At 59.2% G+C, this 22059-nt stretch carries 12 protein-coding genes, 2 rRNA genes and 3 pseudogenes; 11 read left to right on the top strand and 6 right to left on the bottom strand.

Annotated features, from left to right (window positions below; genetic code table 11):
- Both H8B20_RS27540 and H8B20_RS27535 read left to right on the top strand, forming a co-directional pair.
- Positions 1-4127 (top strand): annotated as a pseudogene (locus H8B20_RS27540) (LapA family giant adhesin); the annotation flags it as partial.
- A 148-nt stretch (positions 4128-4275) separates the two neighbouring features.
- Complete coding sequence (locus H8B20_RS27535) at positions 4276-4614, top strand: tryptophan synthase subunit beta (RefSeq protein ID WP_210625215.1); 339 nt, start codon at positions 4276-4278, stop codon at positions 4612-4614.
- Between the two features lie 98 nt (positions 4615-4712).
- Here H8B20_RS27535 and lapD read toward each other — a convergent pair whose 3' ends face one another.
- Positions 4713-6659 (bottom strand): cyclic di-GMP receptor LapD, encoded by a 1947-nt coding sequence (lapD, locus tag H8B20_RS27530; RefSeq protein ID WP_210625214.1) that lies wholly within the window; start codon positions 6657-6659, stop codon positions 4713-4715.
- A 14-nt stretch (positions 6660-6673) separates the two neighbouring features.
- Positions 6674-7366: a cysteine protease LapG gene (lapG, locus tag H8B20_RS27525; RefSeq protein WP_210625213.1), complete on the bottom strand. Its 693-nt coding sequence runs from the start codon at positions 7364-7366 to the stop codon at positions 6674-6676.
- A 197-nt stretch (positions 7367-7563) separates the two neighbouring features.
- Between lapG and H8B20_RS27520 the strand changes: the two genes are divergently transcribed.
- From H8B20_RS27520 to H8B20_RS27500, 5 genes are all read left to right on the top strand, one after another.
- Positions 7564-8274, top strand: a complete 711-nt coding sequence (locus tag H8B20_RS27520) for a GntR family transcriptional regulator (protein WP_210625212.1) — start codon at positions 7564-7566, stop codon at positions 8272-8274.
- 763 nt (positions 8275-9037) lie between these two features.
- On the top strand, positions 9038-9814 hold the full coding sequence (locus H8B20_RS27515) for a DUF3050 domain-containing protein (protein WP_210625211.1): 777 nt from the start codon (positions 9038-9040) through the stop codon (positions 9812-9814).
- Positions 9811-10740, top strand: a complete 930-nt coding sequence (locus H8B20_RS27510; protein WP_210625210.1) for a diiron oxygenase — start codon at positions 9811-9813, stop codon at positions 10738-10740. The genes H8B20_RS27515 and H8B20_RS27510 overlap by 4 nt, the downstream gene beginning before the upstream one ends.
- Positions 10741-10750: 10 nt before the next feature.
- Positions 10751-14146: an amino acid adenylation domain-containing protein gene (locus tag H8B20_RS27505; RefSeq protein WP_210625209.1), complete on the top strand. Its 3396-nt coding sequence runs from the start codon at positions 10751-10753 to the stop codon at positions 14144-14146.
- Positions 14147-14168: 22 nt separating this feature from the next.
- On the top strand, positions 14169-14636 hold the full coding sequence (locus H8B20_RS27500) for an SRPBCC family protein (RefSeq protein WP_210625208.1): 468 nt from the start codon (positions 14169-14171) through the stop codon (positions 14634-14636).
- A 135-nt stretch (positions 14637-14771) separates the two neighbouring features.
- Here the strand turns inward: H8B20_RS27500 and H8B20_RS28435 are convergent, their stop codons facing one another.
- Both H8B20_RS28435 and H8B20_RS28430 read right to left on the bottom strand, forming a co-directional pair.
- Complete coding sequence (locus tag H8B20_RS28435) at positions 14772-15557, bottom strand: methyl-accepting chemotaxis protein (RefSeq protein WP_371857642.1); 786 nt, start codon at positions 15555-15557, stop codon at positions 14772-14774.
- A gap of 69 nt (positions 15558-15626) precedes the next feature.
- Positions 15627-16652 (bottom strand): annotated as a pseudogene (locus tag H8B20_RS28430) (HAMP domain-containing protein); the annotation flags it as partial.
- 329 nt (positions 16653-16981) lie between these two features.
- On the opposite strand from H8B20_RS28430, the gene H8B20_RS27490 reads away from it, so the two are divergent.
- From H8B20_RS27490 to H8B20_RS28010, 4 genes and pseudogenes are all read left to right on the top strand, one after another.
- The gene (locus H8B20_RS27490) at positions 16982-17482 is read left to right on the top strand and encodes a sigma-70 family RNA polymerase sigma factor (RefSeq protein WP_210625207.1); all 501 of its coding nucleotides are present in this window, start codon (positions 16982-16984) and stop codon (positions 17480-17482) included.
- On the top strand, positions 17482-18483 hold the full coding sequence (locus H8B20_RS27485) for a FecR domain-containing protein (RefSeq protein WP_210625206.1): 1002 nt from the start codon (positions 17482-17484) through the stop codon (positions 18481-18483). The genes H8B20_RS27490 and H8B20_RS27485 overlap by 1 nt, the downstream gene beginning before the upstream one ends.
- Before the next feature lie 87 nt (positions 18484-18570).
- Entirely contained in the window at positions 18571-21075 is a 2505-nt protein-coding gene (locus H8B20_RS27480; RefSeq protein WP_210625205.1) for a TonB-dependent siderophore receptor, read from the top strand.
- Between the two features lie 84 nt (positions 21076-21159).
- Positions 21160-21633 (top strand): annotated as a pseudogene (locus H8B20_RS28010) (hypothetical protein); the annotation flags it as partial.
- 124 nt (positions 21634-21757) lie between these two features.
- Here H8B20_RS28010 and rrf (H8B20_RS27475) read toward each other — a convergent pair.
- Together rrf (H8B20_RS27475) and rrf (H8B20_RS28450) are read right to left on the bottom strand one after the other, a co-directional pair.
- Positions 21758-21873, bottom strand: a 5S ribosomal RNA gene (gene rrf, locus H8B20_RS27475).
- A 105-nt stretch (positions 21874-21978) separates the two neighbouring features.
- Positions 21979-22059 (bottom strand): 5S ribosomal RNA (gene rrf, locus H8B20_RS28450); the annotation flags it as partial.

Here is a 22059-nt window from a genome sequence, read left to right as displayed (position 1 = left end):
GTCACACCCCGCTGACCAACTCGATCACCGACGTAACCGGCGGCAACTACGAAAACCTCGTAGCCGACAAAACCCCGGTCAGCACCACCGTGACCGACACCGTCGACACCACCAACCTGTCGCTGACGGCAACCGGTTCTGTGGCCGAGGGTGGCCAGATCACCTACACCGCCACTCTGACCAACGCTGCTGGCTCACCAGTGACCGTGACTCTGAGTAACGGCTCGGTGATCACCATCGAAGCGGGCAAGACCACCGGCACCGTGACCGTTCCTGCGCCAGCCGATGACGTCTACAGAGACGCCGGTTCCGTGCAGGCAACGATCAGCACCGCCACCGGTGGCAACTTCGAAAAATTGGTGCCAAGCACTGTTCCAGCAGTGACCAGCGTCACCGACACCATCGACACCACCACTGCCAGCATCACCGGCAGCACCTCGGTAACTGAAGGTCAGACCGCCAGCTATACCGTCAGCCTGACGCACCCGGCGCAAACCGAGGTGACCCTGAAAATCGTCTACAGCGGCACCGCTGCCGACGGTTCGGACTTCACTGGCGTGTACACCGTGAAGATCCCGGCCGGCGCCAGCAGCGCGCAGTTCAACGTCGCGACCCTTGATGACAAGATCACCGAAGGCACCGAGAACTTCGTGGTCAAGATCGACTCGGCCACTGGCGGCAACTTCGAGAATCTGGCGGTCAGCACCACCAATGGCAGCGTCAGCACCTCGATCCTCGACAACGATGCGCCACCGGTTATCGATCTGGACGCCAACAACTCCAGCGGCGCCACCGGGGCCGACTACAAGGTGACCTTTACCGAGAACACACCGGGCGCCGGCGTGTCGATTGCCGACACCGATATCAGAATCACCGACCCGGACAGCACCATGCTGACCGGCGCTACCGTTGTGCTGACCAACCGTCAGGACGGCGATGCGCTGAATCTGGGCAACAGCGTCAACGGCATCACGATCAATGCAATCAACACCAACGGCACTGTCACCCTGACTCTGTCGGGTAACGCGACGCTTGCCGATTACATGCAGGCGATCAAGAACATCAGCTTCACCAACAACAGTGAAGATCCGAGCATCGTGCCGCGCATCATCACCGTGACCGTGACCGATGGCGGCAACTACTCCAACACCGCAACCACCACAGTCAATGTGGTGGCGGTGAACGACGCACCGGTTGCAGCGCCGATCAACGTCACCGGCACCGAAGACACCCCGCTGATCCTGGGCTGGTCGACCTTCGGCGTGACCGACGTTGACAGCCCGGCCAGCAGCCTCGGGGTGAAAATCACCCAACTGCCGGGTGAAGGCAAACTGCAGTACCTCGACGGTTCGACCTGGAAAGACGTCGCCAACAACCAGACCTTCAGCAAGGCTGACATCGACGCTGGCAAGCTGCGCTTCATGCCTGACGCCAACGAGTCGGGCGTGAACGGTTATGGCGGTACCGGCATTGGCAACAACCAGGCCGACTATGCGCAGATCAAGTTCCAGCCAACCGACGGCCAACTGCTGGGCAATACCGGCACCGTGAAGATCGACATCACGCCAGTTGCGGACGCTCCGACTCTGGGCGTCGCCGACAACAGCGTGAGGTCGACCGGGCTGATCAAGGAAGTCTGGACCGGTCTGTCGGGCCTTGGCACCAACGGCAACGGCGCAGACTCGACCACCCTGAAGAACGTGATCGACGGCGCGGGTACGCCTAACTCCAGCGGCAGCGTGACCAACGTGCAGTCCGACGGCAACGTGGCTGCGGGGACGGCATCAAAAACTTCGGGCCTGATCTACCTGGAAGCCGGCAAGACCTACAGCTTCAGTGGTGTGGCCGACGACAGCCTGCTGGTCACTATCGGCGGCAAGAACGTGGCGTCGGGTACCTGGGGCGCGGGCGGCACACTCAACGGCTCGTTCACCCCGACCACCAGCGGCTACTACACCCTGGACATCTACCACCACAACCAGAGCGGCTTGGGCAGCTATGACGTGAACCTGTCGGTCAACGGCAGCACGCCAATTGACCTGAGCAGCGCTGGCGTGCCGATCTACACCGGCGTGCAGGATCTGGTGAACTCCGGCGTGACCGTCTCCGACCTGCACGGTACTAACGGCGAAGGCTATTACGACGGCTACAAACTCAACACCGGCGCCGAAGGCACCACGGTGAAACTGTCGGCGATCAACACCGCGCTGACCGACACCGACGGCTCGGAAACCCTGAGCGTGAAGATCAGCGGCGCACCGGTCGGCTCAGTACTGAGCGACGGCGCCGGCCATAGCTTCACCGTCACCGCGAGCAACGGCGAAGCCAATGTCACCGGTTGGAGCCTCGGTAGCCTGACCGTGACCCCGCCGACCTACTACAACGGCCAGTTCAACCTGACCGTGACTTCGACCTCCACCGAAGCCGTGGGCGGTTCGGCCAGCAGCACCGCGACCATTCCGGTCACCGTGGTGCCGGCGGTCTACAACGCCATTACCGCGACTTCGGCTGATGACAATGTCGTCGGTACCGATGGCAACGACATCATTGTTGCCGACATCGGCGGTCTGACCGTAGTGCCGGGTACCAACTACAACATCGCGTTCATGGTCGACAGCTCCGGCAGTATGAGCACCTCGTCGCTCAACTCGGCCAAGGACTCGCTGACCTCGGTGTTCAACACCCTCAAGCAGAGCCTGGGTGGCAGCAACTCGGGCACGGTGAACATCTTCCTGGTGGACTTCGATACCCAGGTCAATAAATCGGTGTCGGTGAACCTTAACGATCCAAACGCCCTGACGCAGCTCAAAGCCGTGCTGGATTCGATGGGCTCGGGCGGCGGCACTAACTACGAGGATGTGTTCAAAACCACAGCCAACTGGTTCCAGAGTGCTGATGCGGTGGCCAACTCCGGTGCGAAGAACCTCACGTACTTCATCACCGACGGTCAGCCGACTTACTATCAGGCCAGTGAGCAGACCAACCCGACGCTGTACGGCAGCGTGAAGTTCGACAGTGTGGTGACGACCAGCAACTACAAGCTGGGCGATACCTTCAGCACTTACATCGACAGCACGCATTACCTGAGCATCAACTCCAGCGGCTTTGCCCAGTTGCAGACGTACTCCAACCGTTATGGCTGGTCCACCACCAATCTGGGCACCGTACATGCTCAGGGTGACGGCACTTACGAGTTGTCCGGCCTGGCAGGTAGCGGTAACAGCACCGACTGGTACACCACCAATAACTCGACCAGCAGCTTCTCGTTGCTCAGCAACCTGTCGAACGTCGAAGCCATCGGCCTCAACAGCGGTGTCAGCCTCAACGACCTGAAACCGTACGACTCGGACAGCACGCCGCAAACCAACATCGATCCGAAAGACCTGGCCAACTCGATCATCGGCCACACCGAAGCGACGATGCCGGGCAACGACACCGTCAACGGTGGCGCTGGCAACGACATCCTGTTCGGCGATCTGGTGAGCTTCAACGGCATTGCCGGCGAGGGTTACCAGGCAATGCAGGCGTTCGTCGCCAAGGAAACCGGCGTCGAGGTCAGCAAAGTCAGCACCAGCAATGTGCACCAGTACATCACCGAGCACTATCAGGCGTTCGATGTGTCCGGTTCGCATGACGGCAACGACACCCTGTTGGGCGGCGCGGGCAATGACATCCTGTTCGGCTCGGGCGGCAACGATTTGCTCGACGGCGGCAAAGGCAATGACATCCTGCTGGGCGGTACCGGCAACGACACGCTGATCGGCGGTCAGGGCAATGACATCCTGATCGGTGGTTCCGGTGCCGACACCTTCGTCTGGAAGGCGGGTGACACCGGCAGCGACGTGATCAAGGACTTCAAGGCCAGCGAAGGTGACCGTATAGACTTGCGTGATCTGTTGCAGGGCGAAACCGGCAGCACCATCGACAACTTCCTGAAGATCACTACGGTCGATGGCACGTCGTCGCTGCAAGTCAGCTCGGCAGGCAAGTTCAACTCGGGTGACGCAGCCGCAGCAACGCCGGACGTGACGATCAAACTGGAAGGCAACAACTGGTCGAGTGCCAACATCCACAACCTGATTGCCGGCAGCGACCCGACCATCAAAGTCGACCACAACAACAGCTGATCCGCGCACAAAACGGCCGCCCTTCCAGGGCGGCCGTCACGTTTGTGATGAGCGCAGCGGTGACGACTGGATCGCCGCACCGCATACTTGCGCGCAGTTGGCTATGCTGCTGACAGCATGACGCTGATTCATATCTGAGGGATGCCCAATGTTTTACGTGCAACGCGATGCGCAAGGTGAGTTGATTCGCGTGGAAGCTGCGGCCTACGCCGAGGCCACGGAAACGCTGCCGGCCGACCACCATGAAATCCAGGCCTGGTACGCCAACGAAGCCGTGGAAAACAGCCTCAAACAGCTCAAGCAGAGCGACTTTGAGATGATTCGGGTACTCGACGACCTGATTCAGGTGCTGACCAGCAAAGGTGTGATCCGCGTCACCGACCTGCCGCAAGCGGCCCAGGCCAAGCTGATGGATCGGACTCAGGCGCGTGAGGCATTGGGCGGGTTGAGTCAGTTGATTGATGAGGATGAGGGCGGGTTGATTTAGAAGCAAAAGATCGCAGCCTTCGGCAGCTCCTACAGGGAACGCATTCCAATGTAGGAGCTGCCGAAGGCTGCGATCTTTTCGCTTTCAAATCTTGAGATTTACTTCCAAGGCCTGGGCTCACCCAACAACTGCCCCTGAACCCCATACAAGCCCATCTCGCGAATCACCGACAACTCCCCTTCCGTCTCGACCCGCTCGGCAATCAGCGGCAGATCAATGCTGTGCGCCGCGCGCTGGATGGCTTCGATAAACAGACGCTTGTCGCTCTCCTGATCAATTGCACGAATGTAGCTGCCATCAATCTTCAAGTACGCCAGCCCTAGCCGCGCCAGGTTGCCAATCATGCTGAAGCGTCCGCCGAAACGTTGCAGGCTCAGGGAGAAACCCAGTTCACGCAGACGCCGGGTCAATTGCTCCAGCACCGCTTGTTCAGGCAATTGCTCCTCGCCGATCTCAAGGGTCAGGCGTGGGCCGAGGTTGGAATGCATCCGCAAAATCTCGAAGATTTTGTTCAATGCCTGTGGGTCCGCCAACGTAGCCGAAGACAGGTTCAGCGCCAACGAATCCTCATGTTCTTTCATCTGCTCCAGCACACGCTCCAGCATCAGGCGATCGAGCCGTGCGGTCCAGCCGAAGCGCTCCAGCCACGGCAAGAAGCGTCCTGCCGGGACGGTCTGGCCCTGCTCGTCGAGCAAGCGCGACAGCACTTTGTAATGCAGCACCAGTTGCGTGTCTTGCGCGGCCACCACTGGCTGGAAATACAACTCGAAGCGCTGCTGACTCAGAGCCTGGTCAAGCAAGCGATGCCAGGCATGGTGATCGTCGCCGACATCGGCGTTCAGGCTGTGATCGATACACGCCCAGTTCCGCTCGCCCTGCCCTTCGGCCTGGGCCAATGCCTGATCGCCGAGGCTGAGCACCGCTTGTGGTGAATCGCCGTGTGCAAACGGTGCAAGACCGATCGACGCTACCGCCGCCACGTCAGTTGCGCCGGTGGCGTGCAGGCTGCTCAGGGCACTGTCGAGGTTTTGCGCCAGTTGCAGCGCTTCCTCACGCACCAGGCCCGGCGCCAGCACGGCAAACTCACCGCCACGAATACGCGTGACGAGATTCTGGGTTTCCGGGTATTTGGCGCATTCGCGCGACAGTTGCTCGCCGACCGCTTTCAACAATTCATCGGTGCGCTGACCACCCAGGCGCTGGTTCAATCCGGCCAGATCCTGGACCCGTAACAGCAGCAGATAACCTGAGCTGGCCTGCTCCGGGTTGCTCACGCGATTGTTCAGTTGCATCTCGAAATAACGCCGGTTGGCCAGCCCCGTGAGGTTGTCCTGATAGGACTCGGCGCGCAGTTTTTCGCTGCGCTCGGCCTGCTCCTGAAACAGCGCCTTGAGCTTCTCGACCATCTGGTTCATCGCCTGCACCACACGGCGAAGTTCAGGGGTGCGAGGCAAGTCAGGCAGGCTGAGGAATTCACGCCGGGCGATGGCGTGGGACTGTTTGACCATGTAATCCAGCGGCTTCAACTGGCGACGCAGCAGCAGCGCGCCGAGCACCGCACTCACGGCGCCGCAAACCAGCAGCCAACCGAGGCTGCCCAATGCGCTCTGCCACAGCTTGGCCACGGCAAACATCGGATGGCTGACCACCTCGACCCGCGCGGCCTGTTCCCAGCCGCGACTGACCAATGCATCACCGCCGGCCGGCTCCAGACCGATCAGTTTGACGAACCAGTCCGGCACGTTACTCACCGTGGGGGCACCGTTGCGCTCGACGATGGTCTGGTCGGTCTTCACATCGACCACGCGGATGCTCGCGTAGTAACCGCTGTCGAAAATCGAGCTGACCAGCAGCTCGACCATCGCCGGGTCGTCGATATTCGGCGTCAGCGACAACGCCAACGCCGTGGCGGCGTCCTGAGCGTGAGAGCGCAACTGGTTGACGTACTGGGTACGCGAGCTCTCCAGACTGACCATGAAGCTGCCGGTGAAGGCGACCACCAGGAACAGACAGATAGCGAGCAACAGCTGTTTGAACAAGGACATCTGAGCGCGTGCTCCTAGTTAATCGTTTCGATCGCGAAACCTTCGGCCTGCATTTTCTTCAGCACATCCTGCCAGCGCGACAGGCGCTTGGTGTCGCCGACCTTTTTGTTGCCCTTGGCGCCCGGCAAATACAAACCTTCAGCATTGAAAGAGTAGACCGGCAGCAAATCGGTTCGCTGGGAGGCAGGCTGAATCGGATCGATCAGGCTGTCGAGCACCAGCGGCATGGCATCGGGAGTGGCATAGTACGTCAGCACCATGTGCGCGCGGTTCTGGCGCAGTGCCTTGACGTAAGTGATGCGCAGCTTGTCACTGGACACCCCGAGATGACGCAGGCTGAAATACTTGGCGATCGCATAGTCTTCGCAGTCACCGGCGCCTTTCCACAGTGCTTCGATGGGGGTTTCCCAATAGTCGACCTCATGCCACAGATCAATGTCTTCGACATAGCGCACCTGTTTGTTAAAGAACAGGTTCACCACTTTGAGTTTTTCCATTTCGCTGACCTGTTTCTGCGTGGCCAACAGATTTTGCCAGGCATCGATCCGCTGCTGTCCGGCGCCCAGCGGTCCGTAGATCGCCGTGGCCTTGCGGCTGATCGCGGAAAAATCCCAATCGGCATGCAGACCGCCCAGCATGAGGCCGGCCAGCAACAGTGCGCAGCCTAGCCAGCGCATCATCCGAGGGATCGCGAAACGTACCGCCACAGAAGGTTTCCAGAGGGCAGGAAGGAAAGCGTTTGATGGTGAAGCTTAGCCCGTTAAAAAACAATGGCACCATGAGATCATCGTGACCGCGCTAAACTGTATTGCAGGCGTCGATCCTCTACACGGTTTGACAAGCTGTAGAGCAGTCACTAGTGTCCTTTGGATCCAAATTCAGTCGACATACAGGGTGCGTAGTCGTGACACAGAAGCCCAAACCGCTGCAGAGCATTAAAGTCGATGGGCCCATTCCCGCACACTTGGCTCGCTCGATCATTGAAGAAACCTTGCGCGCAGCCATCCTTGACGGACGCTTGCCCTGCGGTACCGCCCTGCGCCAGCAGGATCTGGCCGATCTGTTCGGGGTCAGCCGCATGCCCGTGCGCGAAGCCTTGCGTCAGCTTGAGGCACAAGCGCTGCTGAGTGTGACTGCACACAAAGGCGCAGTGGTTGCGCCGCTGATTCAGGGTGACGCCACGCAAACCTACGAGCTGCGGATTCTGCTTGAGTCCGAAGCCATGCGCCAATCCATTCCGCTGCTGACCGCTGCCGATCACGAGCAGGCGGCCAGGTATATCGACGAGCTCGAGACCCAGCACGATTACACGGAGATCGGCCGGCTCAACCGTTTGTTGCACATGGCGATGTACAGCAAGGCACCCAACCGGCGGCTATTGCGGCTGGTCGAAGACGGGCTCAACGAAGAAGAGCGCTTCCTGCGCTTCAACCTCGAGGCCATGGGCCTGGGCAAGCTGTCTCAGGACGACCACCGCGCGATGCTGCAAGCGGTGATGGCGCGTGATGTCGAGCGCTCGGTGGCACTGCTTGAGCAGCACCTCAACCGCGGTGTTGAAGTCATCAACCGCTATCTCGCCAGCCCTGAGGCGCAACACCGCAAAGCCGCACGTTGAAGCTGCACGCCGGGCGGGGAGCAATGCTTCTGCCCGGCGAATAACCCGCTTACAAATCCCCCGCCCTACGGGCACGAATCCACTGGCATATCCCCTCCTGCGCTCTAACCTCCTGCGCCAAACAAGCCCGAAATCGGTACGCCTCGCGGTGACCAATCGGTAATAGCCGTGAAGGCCATTTACCCTCAGTCTTGAACCGCCAACACAATAGAACGGGCGACGCACCGCACTGAAGGCGCAGTCCCCGCAACAGGAACCTACGGAAGGAGCCTTGTCACGGGAAAAGGAAAGATCGGTGCCTTTCCTGGCCAACTTTCATCCCCTTAAAAAACTTCATTTTTTTAATTTAAAAGTTGCTTGGAGTGAGGCATTCACTCTGCTTATTCGATTTTGGTCTTTGTTGACCGAAAGGAGCAACTTCGCTTCAATAAAACTTACTCGAAGAGTTTTATCGGACACTCTCACACTTGAAAAACGACAACTAAAAATAATTAAAAAATATACTTGTTAAGTTGTTTTCAGATGTATTAGTTTTTCTCCGCCGAGCTTGAGATCTCTTCTCCCGCCGCACATAGACCCACAGCATGACCAATAGAGGGCGATACCTCACCTGACTAGCGTGCTGTACGCATAGACACTTAGTTCAACTTCATTAAGTTGCACGAGGTCACTGCTCGCCCGAAAAAAGATTAACGAACCGACGCTCCATCGATTACGCAGTTGCAACGTATTGTCCATTTCATATCAAGGATAGAGCCCTGTCATGTCTAATACAAAGCACCAACTTGCCCTGAAAAAAGCCGAGCTCAGCGCTCACCCGATTTTTGCCGAAATTGATTCAATGACTGTTTTGCGACGTTTCATGGAAAGCCACGTGTTTGCCGTGTGGGATTTCATGTCACTGACCAAACGCCTGCAACAGGAACTGACCTGCACCCGTTTGCCCTGGCTGCCGCCGCGTGATCCGCATGCTGCACGCCTGATCAACGAGATTGTCCTCGGAGAGGAATCCGACAACCGCCTGAGCCACGGTCATTACAGCCATTTCGAGTTGTATCTGGATGCCATGCGCGAAGTCGGCGCTAGCACCTCGGCGGCGGAACGCTTCGTCGCGCTGCAAAAGGAAGGCGTGAGTTATGACGTGGCGCTGCAAAGTGTCGACGTCGATCCGGCCGCTGCCCAATTCGTCCGTGACACCTTGCGCACCGCCCTGCATGCACCGGGACACAGCGTTGCCGCCGCGTTCCTTCATGGCCGCGAAAGTGTGATCCCGACCATGTTCCAGCGCATCCTCGACGACTGGGGCATCGGCATCGAACAGGCGCCGACCTTTCGCTATTACCTGAAGCGGCACATCGAGGTCGACTCCGAGGATCACGGCCCGGCGGCGGAGCAGTTGCTCGAGCGCCTGGTCAATGGCGATCAGCAACGCGAGGCCGAGGTATACGCCAGCGCCATCGCCGCCGTCGAAAGCCGCATCGCCCTGTGGGATGGCCTGCGCGTGAGCATGCGCGAGCCGTTGGCGGAGGTTGCCCAATGAACGCTGCCGACTATCAGTCCTTTGCCGATGTCTGGGAAAGCCGCGCCACCATCCGCACGCGCCCGCGCCGCGTTCTGGAAAACGACGAGCGTCTGATCTATCCGCTCAGTCGCCAACCACTGGTGCTCAGCGAAACCTTCCTGCGTGAATGCCCGCAGCAACGTGATTTCGCCTTGGTGCAGACGCTGTACAAGTTCATCAACGACGTGGTGATTTTCGAGACCGAAATCGTCGACAAGACCGCGCGCAGCATTGCCAAGAACCGCTTCGCCGTAGCGTTCCCGTTCGCCTGTCGTTATGACGCGATGACCGTTGTGGTCGACGAGGATTACCACGCGCTGGTGGCGATGGATTTCATGCAGCAGACGGTCGCCATGACCGGCATTGAGCCGATCCGCTTGCCGGATCAAATCGAACTGAGCCGGGCGATTCCCGCCGCTGTCGCGCTGGCGCCGGAACATCTGCGCAGCGCCGTGGAACTGATCTGCGTGGCCATCGCCGAGAACACCGTGACCGGCGACGTGGCGGCGTTCGCCCGCGACGACACGGTCAAGCCGTCGATCAAAGGCCTGATGGCCGACCACTTGCTCGACGAGGGTCGTCATTCCAGTTTCTGGGCGCAAATGGTGCGCATCTATTGGCACACCGCGAGCGAGGCCGATCGAGAAGCCATCGCGAAGATTCTGCCGGTGTTCATCGCCCACTACCTGACCAACGACATCCAGAAATCCTTCGATTTACGCCTGATCGATGCCCTGCCGGTCAGCGAAGGTACGCGCCTTTTGCTCAAGGAAGAGATGACCGGTCTGGCCTTCCCGATCAATCGCCATCACCCGCTGGTGGGCAACATCATCAAGTTTTTCCACAACAGCTCGCTGCTCGACACACCGTGCGTGCAGCACGCCCTGCGCGACTACCTGGTTTGAGGAGGCCGACATGAAACGTCTCGATATTTTATTGATTGGCGCCAGCCAGGCGATGACCGACCTGGCGCAGGAACTTGAACAGCAGGGCCACTCTCTGGATCGCAGCGGCGCAGCGAAATCGACAGTGGATTTGATCATTGATGATGGCTTCATCGCGGCCGGCGACTTCTGCGCGATCCCACACCTGCATTTGCGTTTGGGTGTCAGTGGGCATAGCAATGCAGGTCTGCCGTCGATCGACCTGCTGTGCTTCCTCGGCTCGTCACTGATCAGCCGCGTGCCGATTGGCGATGAGCCGTCCGGCAACGGGCAGGCATTGCGCCAAAGGGTGCTGATGCACGTGGTGGACGAAGTGTCGTTGCTGGTCAGCCGCTACTCCCGCGACCCGGAATACTTGCGGCATGCCGCTGCAGTGACGGCGCCGGATTTCGAGCGGCTGGAAAACCTGCAGTTTCTCGACAGCCTTGCCTACGTTCATCGCCATAACGCCACCGCGAATCCGGTCTTGCTGAAACAGGCGCAAACTCCGCTGATAGAAGGTCTGCAACAGAGCCTGATTCGCCACGCCGATCGCCCTGCGCTGCACCTCGCTGAGCAGTCGATCAGCTATCGACAGTTGTATGCGCATAGCCAGGCGATTCAACAGCGCTTGCAGCCCCTGCTCGACCAGCATCCGCAGCCTTGGGTAGTAGGCATTTGTCTGCCGAAAAGCCCCGCGCTGTTCGCCTCGATTCTGGCGATTCTCGGCAGTGGGGCGGTGTACTTGCCGCTGGAACCCAGCCATCCGTTGCAGCGCCAGCAATACATTCTGCAAAACGCTGGCGCGCTGCTGTTGCTGCATGACGGTTTGCATCCGCTGAGCGAATCGATGCCGGGGCTGGATGTCAGCCGCATCGACAGCGCCGACGCAGACCTCGCGCAACCATTGATGCGCCAGCGCCCCGAACTCGACGCGCCGTGCATGGCGCTCTACACCTCGGGCACCACCGGGCATCCGAAGGGTGTGTTGCTCAGTCAGGCAAACCTTGCGCACTTCACTGCGTGGTACGCCGACTACACACAACTCAACACCAGTAGCCGGGTACTGCAGTTCTCTTCGTTGAGTTTCGACTCGTCGCTGATCGATATTTTCCCGACCTTGCTCGAAGGCGCCGAACTGGTGGTGCCCGACGACACGCAACGGCGCGATCCGCTGCAACTGGTCGCACTGATTCGCCGCCGACAACTTACACACGCGTTCCTGCCACCGGCGCTGTTGAGCATCCTGCCGCTGGAACAACTGCAAGGCGTGCAACAGGTAATGACGGGCGGCGATGTCTGCGAGCCGTTCGTCATCGAGCAACTGACCCGCCAAGGCAAACTGCACAACCTCTACGGGCCCACTGAAGCCACGGTGCTGATCACCGCGCGGCAGCTCACACCCGGCGACAGCAACCGCACGCTCGGCTCGCCGATTGCCAACAGCAAGGTGCTGATTCTCGATGACGATCTGCAACCGGTGGCCGAGCACACCGTCGGCGAGTTGTTCATCGTCGGGCCCGGTGTCTGCCTCGGTTACCTGAACAATCCACAGCAGACCGCCGAGCGCTATCTGACCCTCGACCTGCCGGACGGCGAGCAACTGCGTGCCTATCGCAGTGGCGACATGGCCAAGTGGGGCGAGCACGGCGTCGAGCTGTGTGGGCGACGCGACAATCAGGTGAAAATCCGTGGCTTTCGGGTCGAGCCGGAAGAGATAGAACGCTGCCTGCGCGAAAGCCAGTTGTACCGGCAAATCGCGGTGGTGATCGACCCTCAACGACGGATTCTGGCGTTTCTCGCCCAGCCGCAAACGGACGCTGCCCGCGACGCATTGAAAGCCCACGCCCAGCAATTTTTACCCGACTACATGCAACCGGTGGCGTGGACTGAGCTGTCGGGCATGCCGTTCGCCAGCAACGGCAAGGTCGACCGCAAAGCGCTGCTGGCGTTACCGGTGAGCGTGCAGGACAACAGCCCGAAATGCCTGCCGGTCAATGAAGACGAAGCGCTGCTGCTGGAGATCTGGGCGGAGTTGCTGGAGCTGCCGACCAGCGATATTTCCACCGACGAGAGCTTCTTCAATCTCGGAGGTCACTCGATCCTGCTGTCGCGCATGTTGCTGCGCTTGCGTGAAGAATTCGGCCGCAGCATCTCGATCAATCGCTTCATCGAACAGCCGACCATCATCAAACTCGCCACGCTGGTGCGCGGCACCGATGACAGCGCCGTACTCAGTGGCCAAGCCATGGCCGACGCCGAGCGTGCGTTGGATATCGAACCGTTGCCAATCAGCCGCATGGGCGATGTGCACAAGGTGATCGTCACCGGCGCCAACAGTTTTGTCGGCGTGCACATCGTCGAGGCGTTGCTCGGTTGGGGCGCCAGTGAAGTGGCGTGCCTGGTGCGCGACGGGGGCGGGCAAACAGCGGCGCAGCGCTTCGCTCAGGCACTGCGCGAAAACCGGCTGGAACATCTGGATCTGAGTCGGGTGCGGGTGTACGCGGCAGACATCACGCGTCCGCAACTCGGGCTGGGGGACGACGACTATCAGCGGCTGGACGGTGAGTTCGGTGCGCTGGTGCACAACGCAGCCAACGTTAATCACGTCCTCGATTACGAGTCACTGGCAGCGGACAACGTCGAGCCGATTTTCGAGCTGCTGCGCCTGTGCGAAGGGCGCAGCAAAAAGGTCTTCAATTTTGTCTCGACACTGTCGGCTTCAAGCACGGTCGACGACGCGGGTCGGGTGCTGGAATTGCCTGCCGCGCCGACGCCACCGATCTATATCCGCAATGGCTATAACCTGTCGAAATGGGTCGGCGAACGCATCCTCGAACGGGCGCGGACGCTGGGTGTACAGGTCAATCTGTATCGCCCCGGCAACATCAGTTTCAACAGCCTGAGCGGCGTCTGCCAGCCGCACAAAAACCGCTTGATGCTGATGCTCAAAGGCTCGATTCAGCTCGGCCAGGTGCCTGCATTCGCACTGAATTTCGACCTGATGCCGGTGGACTTTCTCGCCCGCTTCATCGCCTTTCACGCCAGCCGTTACTCGGCGGAACGGGCGGTGTTCAACCTGCACAACCCCGAGCCTCTGAGCTGGGACGCCTACGTCGCCTCGTTCCGCGATACCGGCAGCGAATTCTCGCTGGTCAGCGTCGCCGACTGGCAGCAACAACTGGGACGGGTCGACGCCGACAACGCGCTGTTCGGCGTGCTCGGTTTCTACCTCAACGGCTTCGAAGAAGACATCGGCGACATCTCTCTGATCGGCCACGCCAACGCGCAAGCCGGCGTGCAGCAGATGGGCGCGCACTACCCGGAAAAATCCCCGGCGCTGCTGCGCCGCGGCTGCGATTACCTGAAAGAAATCAACTTCATCTAGTTCATCAAAAAGGAGCAACACCATGAACACTCTGCAACCCGACACCCTGATCAAAAACCCGCACGGCTGCCACGTCATGTCTTCGGTTGAAGTACCAGCAGAAGCGACGAAAGTCTGGGCGGTGGTCGGCGACTTCGGCGGTTTCGACCGTTTCATTCCGGCGCTGTCGCACATCGAGATGACCGGTGAGGGTGTGTCCTCGCTGCGCAAGAAATTCTTCAGGGATGGCAACGTGGTGGTTGAACAACTCAACTCCCGCGACGAGCAGGCGCAAAGCATGACCTGGACGACGATCTACAACACGCTGGGCGTGGCAAATCTTTGGGCGGCGATGAAGGTTGAATCGTTGGGCGAAGGGAAGTCGCGGGCGACCTGGACGATCATTGCCGAGCCGGCCAGTGGTGGGGCGGCGGCATTGCCGGGGTTCAAGGATTTTGTGCAGGGGTTTGCGGATGATGCGATGGGGAATGTGTTGAAGCTGTTCGTTTAAGGCTTGGGTTGAGCGGTGGGTGAACTACCGCTATCGCTGGCAAGCCAGCTCCCACAGGGTCCAGGTCGTTCACAAATGTTGTGTTCGCCAAAAAACCTGTGGGAGCGGGCTTGCCCGCGATGAACGATAACGCGATCAGATCTTGAAGCTGTCCACCAACTGCTTCAAACGATTCGCCTGCTGCGACAACGCATCACAATCCTTCAACGTTTCGTTGAGGTTGGCCACGCTCTGCTGGTTCAACAGGTTGATCTGGTTAACGTCGACGTTGAGGGTTTCCACCACCGCCGTCTGCTCTTCAGTTGCAGCGGCTACCGACTGGTTCATGCCGTCGATTTCGCCGATGCGCTGGGTCACGCTGACCAGGCGCAAACCGGCCTGGTTGGCCACTTCAACGCTTTGCTCGCTGGACGCCTGGCTGGCGTTCATGGTGCTCACCGCCTCACGCGAACCGACCTGCAACGACGTGATCATCTTGTGGATCTCTTCCGCCGATTCCTGGGTACGGTGGGCGAGGTTACGCACCTCGTCCGCCACTACCGCAAAACCGCGTCCGGCTTCACCTGCACGTGCTGCTTCAATCGCGGCGTTGAGCGCCAGCAGATTGGTCTGCTGCGAAATGCCTTTGATCACATCGAGGATGTGGCCGATGTTGTCGGTGCTGGCGTTCAGCGTTTCGATCTGCGTGCACGACAGGCTGATCTTCTGCGACAACTCGGTCATCGCCAGAATGGTTTGCTCCACCACTTGGCGACCGTCATCAGCCTGCTCACTCGCGCCGCTGGCGTGCTGCGAAGCATCGGCAGCGTTGCGGGCGATTTCCTGAGTGGCGGCACCCAGTTCGTTGATCGCGGCAGCGACGCTGTTGGTGCGCGCACTTTGCTCGTCCGAACCGACGATGGAAGCGTTGGACGAAGCCATCACGCGTTGCGACAGATCATGCACCTGGCGGGTCGCCGAAGACACTTCGGAAATCGACGCGTGAATCCGCTCGACAAACTGGTTGAACGAGCTGCCCAGTTCACCGAATTCATCTTTGCTCTCGACCGCCAGACGACGCGTCAAATCGCCTTCGCCCTGTGCGATGTCCTGCATCGCGCGGCCCATGGTGATCAGCGGACGCATCAGCACGGTGATCAAAAGGCTCAGGAACACGGCAATTGCACCCACCGCCACGAACATGGCGATCAGCGCCGAAGTACGGAACTGGCTGAGTGCGGCGTAGGCCTTGTCGCGATCGATCGACAGACCGATGTACCACTCGGCATTGGGCAAACCACTGACCGGGGTAAACGACAGGATGCGTTCCTGACCGTTGAGCACGACGTTCTGGTTGCCCTTTTCGATGCGGACGCTGGAGTTCGGGTAGATGTCTTTCAGGTTCTTCATCACCTGATCTTTGTCCGGGCTGACGATCACCTGGCCGTCACCGCTGACCAGGAACGCGTGGCCGATGCCACCGAAGTCCACCGAGTTGATGATCTTCACCAGGGTTTCCAGGCTCAGGTCACCGCCGACCACGCCAATCAACTCGCCGTTCTTCTTCACCGGCATGGCAATGGTCACCACCAGACCGCCGACGGCGGCCATGTAAGGCGGCGTCAGCATGGTTTTGTCGGCTACCACTGCTTGCTTGTACCAAGGGCGCTGACGCGGGTCGTAACCGTCCGGCATCTTCGCGTCTGGGCGTTGGGTGAATACACCGTTGGCCTGGCCGACGTAGGTGAACTGGAAGTTCGAGGTGAAGGCTGGTTGATCGACCAGGCCCGGGAAGTCGGCTTCCTTGCCCTGATGGGCAACGTTCTGCGCGAGGTTTTCCAGCACCAGAATCCGCCCGCTCATCCAGTTCTGCACGCTGCTGGCGGTCAGATCGCCGGCCTGCTGCACGGAGGACTGGAGGTTCTGGCGAATGGTGTTTCGCTGCAGATAGTCGTTGTAGAGGGTGAACAAAGCGAAAGCCAGGACCACGACGCCCGAGGCGGCCAACAGGATTTTATGGCTGAACTTGAGATTCATTTCATGGGACTTCTTATGCAAAAGTGGGTATGCGTTCGGGGATGCAACATTCCATGTAGCTCCAAATATCCAATAGCTGGCAGGCAGCGTTCTGATGGCCGCTCTACTTTGGTGCACGCATGTCTCACCAGTCTGTCGGCACGTTTCGGAGAAATCTTAGGGTTGTGTGGGAAATGGATGGCATTAATGTCGGATTTCCGCCGAACGGCGTGCCAGAGCTGTCGCCACCGTGTTTTTTATGAGCGTTCTTCGAGGGGAGGTTGCAAAATTTCCTACCCTTGATAAAAATGCGACTAATTATCATTTGTGTCGTTCGGGCTGGCGCGTTCATGTCCTCACCTGAGTTTGCAGTACAGGCGCTTTACAGTAGTCATCACGGCTGGCTGAATGCCTGGCTACGCGCGCGGCTCGGCAACGCGGCCGATGCGGCGGATCTGGCGCAAGATACATTTGTACGCTTGCTGCAACGCACCGAACGTCTCGAACTCAAGGCCCCTCGCACCTTCCTGCGTACCATCGCGCGCGGCCTGGTGATCGACCAATGGCGCCGTGAAGAGATCGAACGTGCGTATCTGGAAACCATCGCCCATCTGCCCGAGGCCGAAACGCCGAGCGCCGAAGCCCGCGCGCTGGTGATCGAACTGCTGGAAAGCATCGCGCGCATGCTTGAAGGATTGAAGCCAAAAGTGCGTCAGGCGTTTCTTCTGGCGCAGTGCGAAGGTTTGACGCACAAGCAGATCGCCGAACAGATGGGATTATCGCTGCGTTCGGTCGAGCGCTACGTCGCCGATGCGCTCTATCACTGCTATGTGCTGCGGTACGACAGCTGATGCCTGTGGACAAGTTATCCCTCGGCCGCCGCGCCGAGCCCCAGCAACAGGTGGTTAAACAGGCAATTCACTGGCTGCTGCGTCTGCGCAATAACCACGGTAATTCACGCTTGAGCCGCCAGTGCGAACAATGGCGCGCCGAGCATCATGAACATGAATTGGCGTGGCAACGGGTGCAGTCGCTGCAAGCCGAATTGAGCCACAACCTGCGCGCGGTGCCGGGTGCGCAAGTGGCGTTGAATACGTTGGAGAACAGTGCGCAGGGCTTGGGCCGGCGCCAGGCGTTGAAGCTGTTGTCTGGCGCATTGTTGCTGGGCTCCGCTACATGGCTGGCCGAGGACGCTTCGCCCTGGCAGCAATGGAGCGCCGATTACGCCACCGCGACGGGCGAGCGGCGTGGATTCCAGTTGCCAGACGGCACGCGGATCGAGCTCAACACCGCCAGTGCGGTGGATCTGGATTACACCGCGCAGCAAAGGCTGATCAAACTCACTCGCGGCGAAATTATCGTCACCTGCGGCGGCGCGGACGAGGGCTCAGCCTTCGAACGGCCGCTGCGTGTGCAAAGTCGTCATGGCGTTTACGAGCCGCAGGGCGCGCGGTTCGTTTTGCGCCAGGACAGCGATTGCACGCAACTGAGCGTCACCAGTGGGCGTGTTGCCATTAGCGCTGGCGGCACCTTGATCGAGGCGTTCGCCGGGCAGAGTTATCTGATTGATCACCATCACGTGCGCGCGGCGCCACCGTTGAATATGGATGTCGGCGGGTGGGCCGACGGCTTGATTGTCACGCGCAATATGCGTCTGGGCGATTTCCTCACTGAGGTCGGTCGTTATCGTCAGGGCTTTTTGAGCTGCGCGTCGGATGTGGCTGATTTGCGTCTGTCCGGCGTATTCCGTCTGGAGGACACCGACAAACTACTAGCGATCCTGCCGCGGACCTTGCCGGTGCAGCTGCGCTATCGCACTCGCTGGTGGGTAACCCTGGAAGCTGCAGTCTGAAATTTTTTTGGCGGGTTTTCGCAGCAAGTCCGGCTTAGTCAGTAAGCACTTCAACTCTGCCTTCGCGACTTCCTACGGAAACCTGAAATGACTGTCCGTACCACCTGTAAGAACCCTCTGAATTCCACTGCCGAATCGGGCCTGCTGCGCCACGCCGTTCGGGCAGCATTGTTCTCCACTGCGTTGGGCGTTGGTGCGTTACCGAGCCTGAGCCTGGCGGCCACTGCCAGTGCCAATGAGGTCAGCCATCGCTACAACATCGCCGCCGGGCCGTTGGGTGACGCGCTGAATCAGTTCGCGCGCCAGGCCGGCATCACGTTGTCGATGACCCCACAGCAGACTCAGGGGCGGCAATCCCTCGGGGTACAGGGCGAATACTCGACCGATCAGGCCTTGAGCCATTTGCTCGGCGGTTCGGGGCTCGAAGCGGTCAGTCAGGATGGCAGCAGCTATGTTCTGCGTTCGCTCACAGAAACCGGAGCGCTGGCCTTGCCGACCACGGACATCAAAGGCTTCGCGCTCGGCAATGCGCTGGGCAGTATGGACGGCTACAACGCCACTCACAGCCAGATCGCCACCAAGACCAGTACCGCGTTGCGTGAAACGTCGCAAAGCGTGTCTGTGGTGACCCGTGAACAAATGGATGACCAGGGCGCACAAACGGTTTCGCAAACGATGCGCTACACACCGGGCGTGCTGACCAATCCGTATGGCGCCACGCACCGTTACGACTACGTGGCGATGCGCGGTTTCAACGACGGCTCGGTGGATAACATATACCTCGACGGCCTCAAGTCGATGGGTGACAGCGGCACCTACAGCACCATGCAGGTCGATCCATATTTCCTTGAGCGCGTGGACATTCTCAAAGGCCCGTCGTCGGTGCTCTACGGCCGCAGCTCGCCGGGTGGTCTGGTGGCGCTGACCAGTAAAAAACCGTTGTACGAGACGTATCACCAGGTGCAAGCCACGGTCGGCACGCAAGGCCAGCGCGGTGTCGGTTTTGACTTCAGCGGCCCGGTCGATGACGACAAGCGTATCGCCTATCGTCTGACTGGCTTGTCGGATCAGTCCGACACACAATTCGACCACAACAAGGAAAAGCGCTTCGCCCTCGCGCCGACCCTCAGCATTGATTTCACTGAAGACACGTCACTGACGCTGCAGGCGTATCTGCAACACGATCCGGATGGCGGCTACCACGGTGGTGTACCCGCCGACGGTACGATTCATCAGCGTAATGGTCAGCGGATCTCGCCGCACTTCTTCGAGGGTGAGCCGAGCATTGATGGCTATTCCCGTGATCAGCAATCGTTCGGTTATCAGTTCGAACATCGCTTCAACGATGTCTTCACGGCGCGGCAGAACTTCCGTTACCTCGATTCCAAAGTGAACATGGATCAGGTGTATGCCTATGGCTGGACGTCGCCAACCAGCAACGAGTTGAACCGCTACTACACGGGCGGTGACGAGCGCCTGCATGCCTTTATCGTCGACAACATGCTGCAGGCCGAATTTTTTACCGCCGCGACCAAGCACACAGTGCTGATGGGGGCGGATTATCAGCGGCGCAAAACCGTGGTCGACTGGACCAGCGGCGGCCTCGCACCGATCAACGCGTTCAATCCGGTGTATGGCAACTCGGCGATCGACCTGTACGGCAAGACCCGTTACCTGCGTCGCCTGGAGCAAACCGGCGTTTACCTGCAAGACTTGATCGAGATGGACAAATGGCGCTTCTCGCTGGGTCTGCGTCAGGACTGGGTTGAGACGTCTGACGAAAACCGCATCGCCGAGGCCGGGCGCCCCGAGGGCAGCGAAATCAAAGACCAGCGCACCAAGCTGACTGGCCGCGCCGGTGCGCTGTACCTGTTCGATAACGGCTTGGCGCCTTACGTCAGCTACTCCGAGTCGTTTAACCCGAACTCCTATGCCGACAGCGCCGGCAATCCGTTAGCCCCGACTGATGGCACGCAGTGGGAAGTAGGCCTGAAGTATCAGCCGCCGGGCACTGACGACTTGTTCACCGCGTCGCTATTCCACATTGATCAAGAAAACCTGGCGACCAAACTGCCGCAGGAAAACTTCTACCGCGCTGTAGGAGCTGTCCGCTCTCAGGGTCTGGAACTGGAAGCGCACATGCAACTGACCGATCACCTGAAAGTCCTCGGCAGTTACACCTTCACTGATATCGAGTATTCGAAGTCGATGGTCAGCACGCTGAGCACTCCTGCCGACGTGATCGAGAACAAAGGCAATTCACCGACCCAAGCGCCTCGGCACATGGCGTCGTTGTGGGCTGACTATAAGTTCGACAGTGCGGCACTCGATGGTCTGCGTTTGGGCGGCGGGGTGCGTTATGTCGGCTACAGCTGGGCGGACGCGGAGAACACTATGAAGGTCCCGTCCTACACGCTGTTCGACGCGTCGATTGGCTACGACCTGGGCAAAGTCGGCTTGAAGGGCGTTGACGTACGCCTGAACGCGAACAACCTGACAAACGAGTCCTACGTGGCATCCTGCGCCAGCCTGAACTTCTGCTACATGGGTGAAGAGCGCAATGTTGCAGCCACGGTCAGCTATCAGTTCTAAGCCATTGCCTTGTGCATAAAAAAGCCAGCCCCGGATGTTCAGGGGCTGGCTTTGTCGTATCAGTGGGGAAACATTTCATGCGCGCTACCCGGCCACTGGGGATTGCTGCTGATGGGGTCGGTTGCCGTTGCTTGGGTGATCGATTGTTTCGTAGCCCTTTGGCTGACGTTGCCGCGTGGCGGGCGGTGCTGGAAAAAGTGGTCGACCGCCTAACTGAGTTAACAACAGGCTTAGGGTAGGGCAAAGCAGGAGGGAGAAAAGTTAGGGCTGACAGCGTCAATCGGGGAGTCGTATTACAGCTTTGAGTACAACGTCTACGGCGCAGGATTTGGACAGCACGACACGGAAGCACATGGCAAATCCTGGCTGTTCTTTCACGGTACGGATGGGCGATTGCTAGGGCAGGAAATTGCAGGACAGGGGACATTGGGAGAACAGTTTTATCGGTTGCAGTTACCGATACATGGTGGACGGATCATCGGGTTTACTGGTCAAGTGATGATCGCGGTATTAGGCGTTTTGATTGCGGGTTTATCGGCAACTGGTGTCCACATCTAGTAGCGCAAGTGGCAGGCTCGACGTATCAGCAAGGCTCGCAAAGCAGCTTGATGGTTTGATTTTTATAGGCTCTGAAACAACAAAACCCCTGTCTGCGTTAGCAGACAGGGGTTTCGGAATTTAATCTTGACGATGACCTACTCTCACATGGGGAAACCCCACACTACCATCGGCGATGCATCGTTTCACTACTGAGTTCGGGATGGGATCAGGTGGTTCCAACGCTCTATGGTCGTCAAGAAATTCTATAACTGGCCCGTCAACACGATGACGAGACAGCAAAAACGGGTACTTCTACTAAAACAAAACCCCAACTGCTTTCGCAATTGGGGTTTCGGAATTTAATCTTGACGATGACCTACTCTCACATGGGGAAACCCCACACTACCATCGGCGATGCATCGTTTCACTGCTGAGTTCGGGATG

Origin of the sequence: Pseudomonas sp. P42, from assembly GCF_017973755.1 — a bacterium.
Classification (GTDB): Bacteria; Pseudomonadota; Gammaproteobacteria; order Pseudomonadales; family Pseudomonadaceae; genus Aquipseudomonas; species Aquipseudomonas iridis.
This window is presented reverse-complemented; position numbering and strand designations above follow the sequence as displayed.

Bases quoted from the DNA above. Each gene is read 5' to 3' on its own strand.
- H8B20_RS27535 (WP_210625215.1), top strand. From the start codon at position 4,276: ATGTTTTACGTGCAACGCGATGCGCAAGGTGAGTTGATTCGCGTGGAA.
- lapD (WP_210625214.1), bottom strand. From the start codon at position 6,659: ATGTCCTTGTTCAAACAGCTGTTGCTCGCTATCTGTCTGTTCCTGGTG.
- H8B20_RS27515 (WP_210625211.1), top strand. From the start codon at position 9,038: ATGTCTAATACAAAGCACCAACTTGCCCTGAAAAAAGCCGAGCTCAGC.
- H8B20_RS27510 (WP_210625210.1), top strand. From the start codon at position 9,811: ATGAACGCTGCCGACTATCAGTCCTTTGCCGATGTCTGGGAAAGCCGC.
- H8B20_RS27505 (WP_210625209.1), top strand. From the start codon at position 10,751: ATGAAACGTCTCGATATTTTATTGATTGGCGCCAGCCAGGCGATGACC.
- H8B20_RS27500 (WP_210625208.1), top strand. From the start codon at position 14,169: ATGAACACTCTGCAACCCGACACCCTGATCAAAAACCCGCACGGCTGC.
- H8B20_RS28435 (WP_371857642.1), bottom strand. From the start codon at position 15,557: ATGGCTTCGTCCAACGCTTCCATCGTCGGTTCGGACGAGCAAAGTGCG.
- H8B20_RS27490 (WP_210625207.1), top strand. From the start codon at position 16,982: ATGTCCTCACCTGAGTTTGCAGTACAGGCGCTTTACAGTAGTCATCAC.
- H8B20_RS27485 (WP_210625206.1), top strand. From the start codon at position 17,482: ATGCCTGTGGACAAGTTATCCCTCGGCCGCCGCGCCGAGCCCCAGCAA.
- H8B20_RS27480 (WP_210625205.1), top strand. From the start codon at position 18,571: ATGACTGTCCGTACCACCTGTAAGAACCCTCTGAATTCCACTGCCGAA.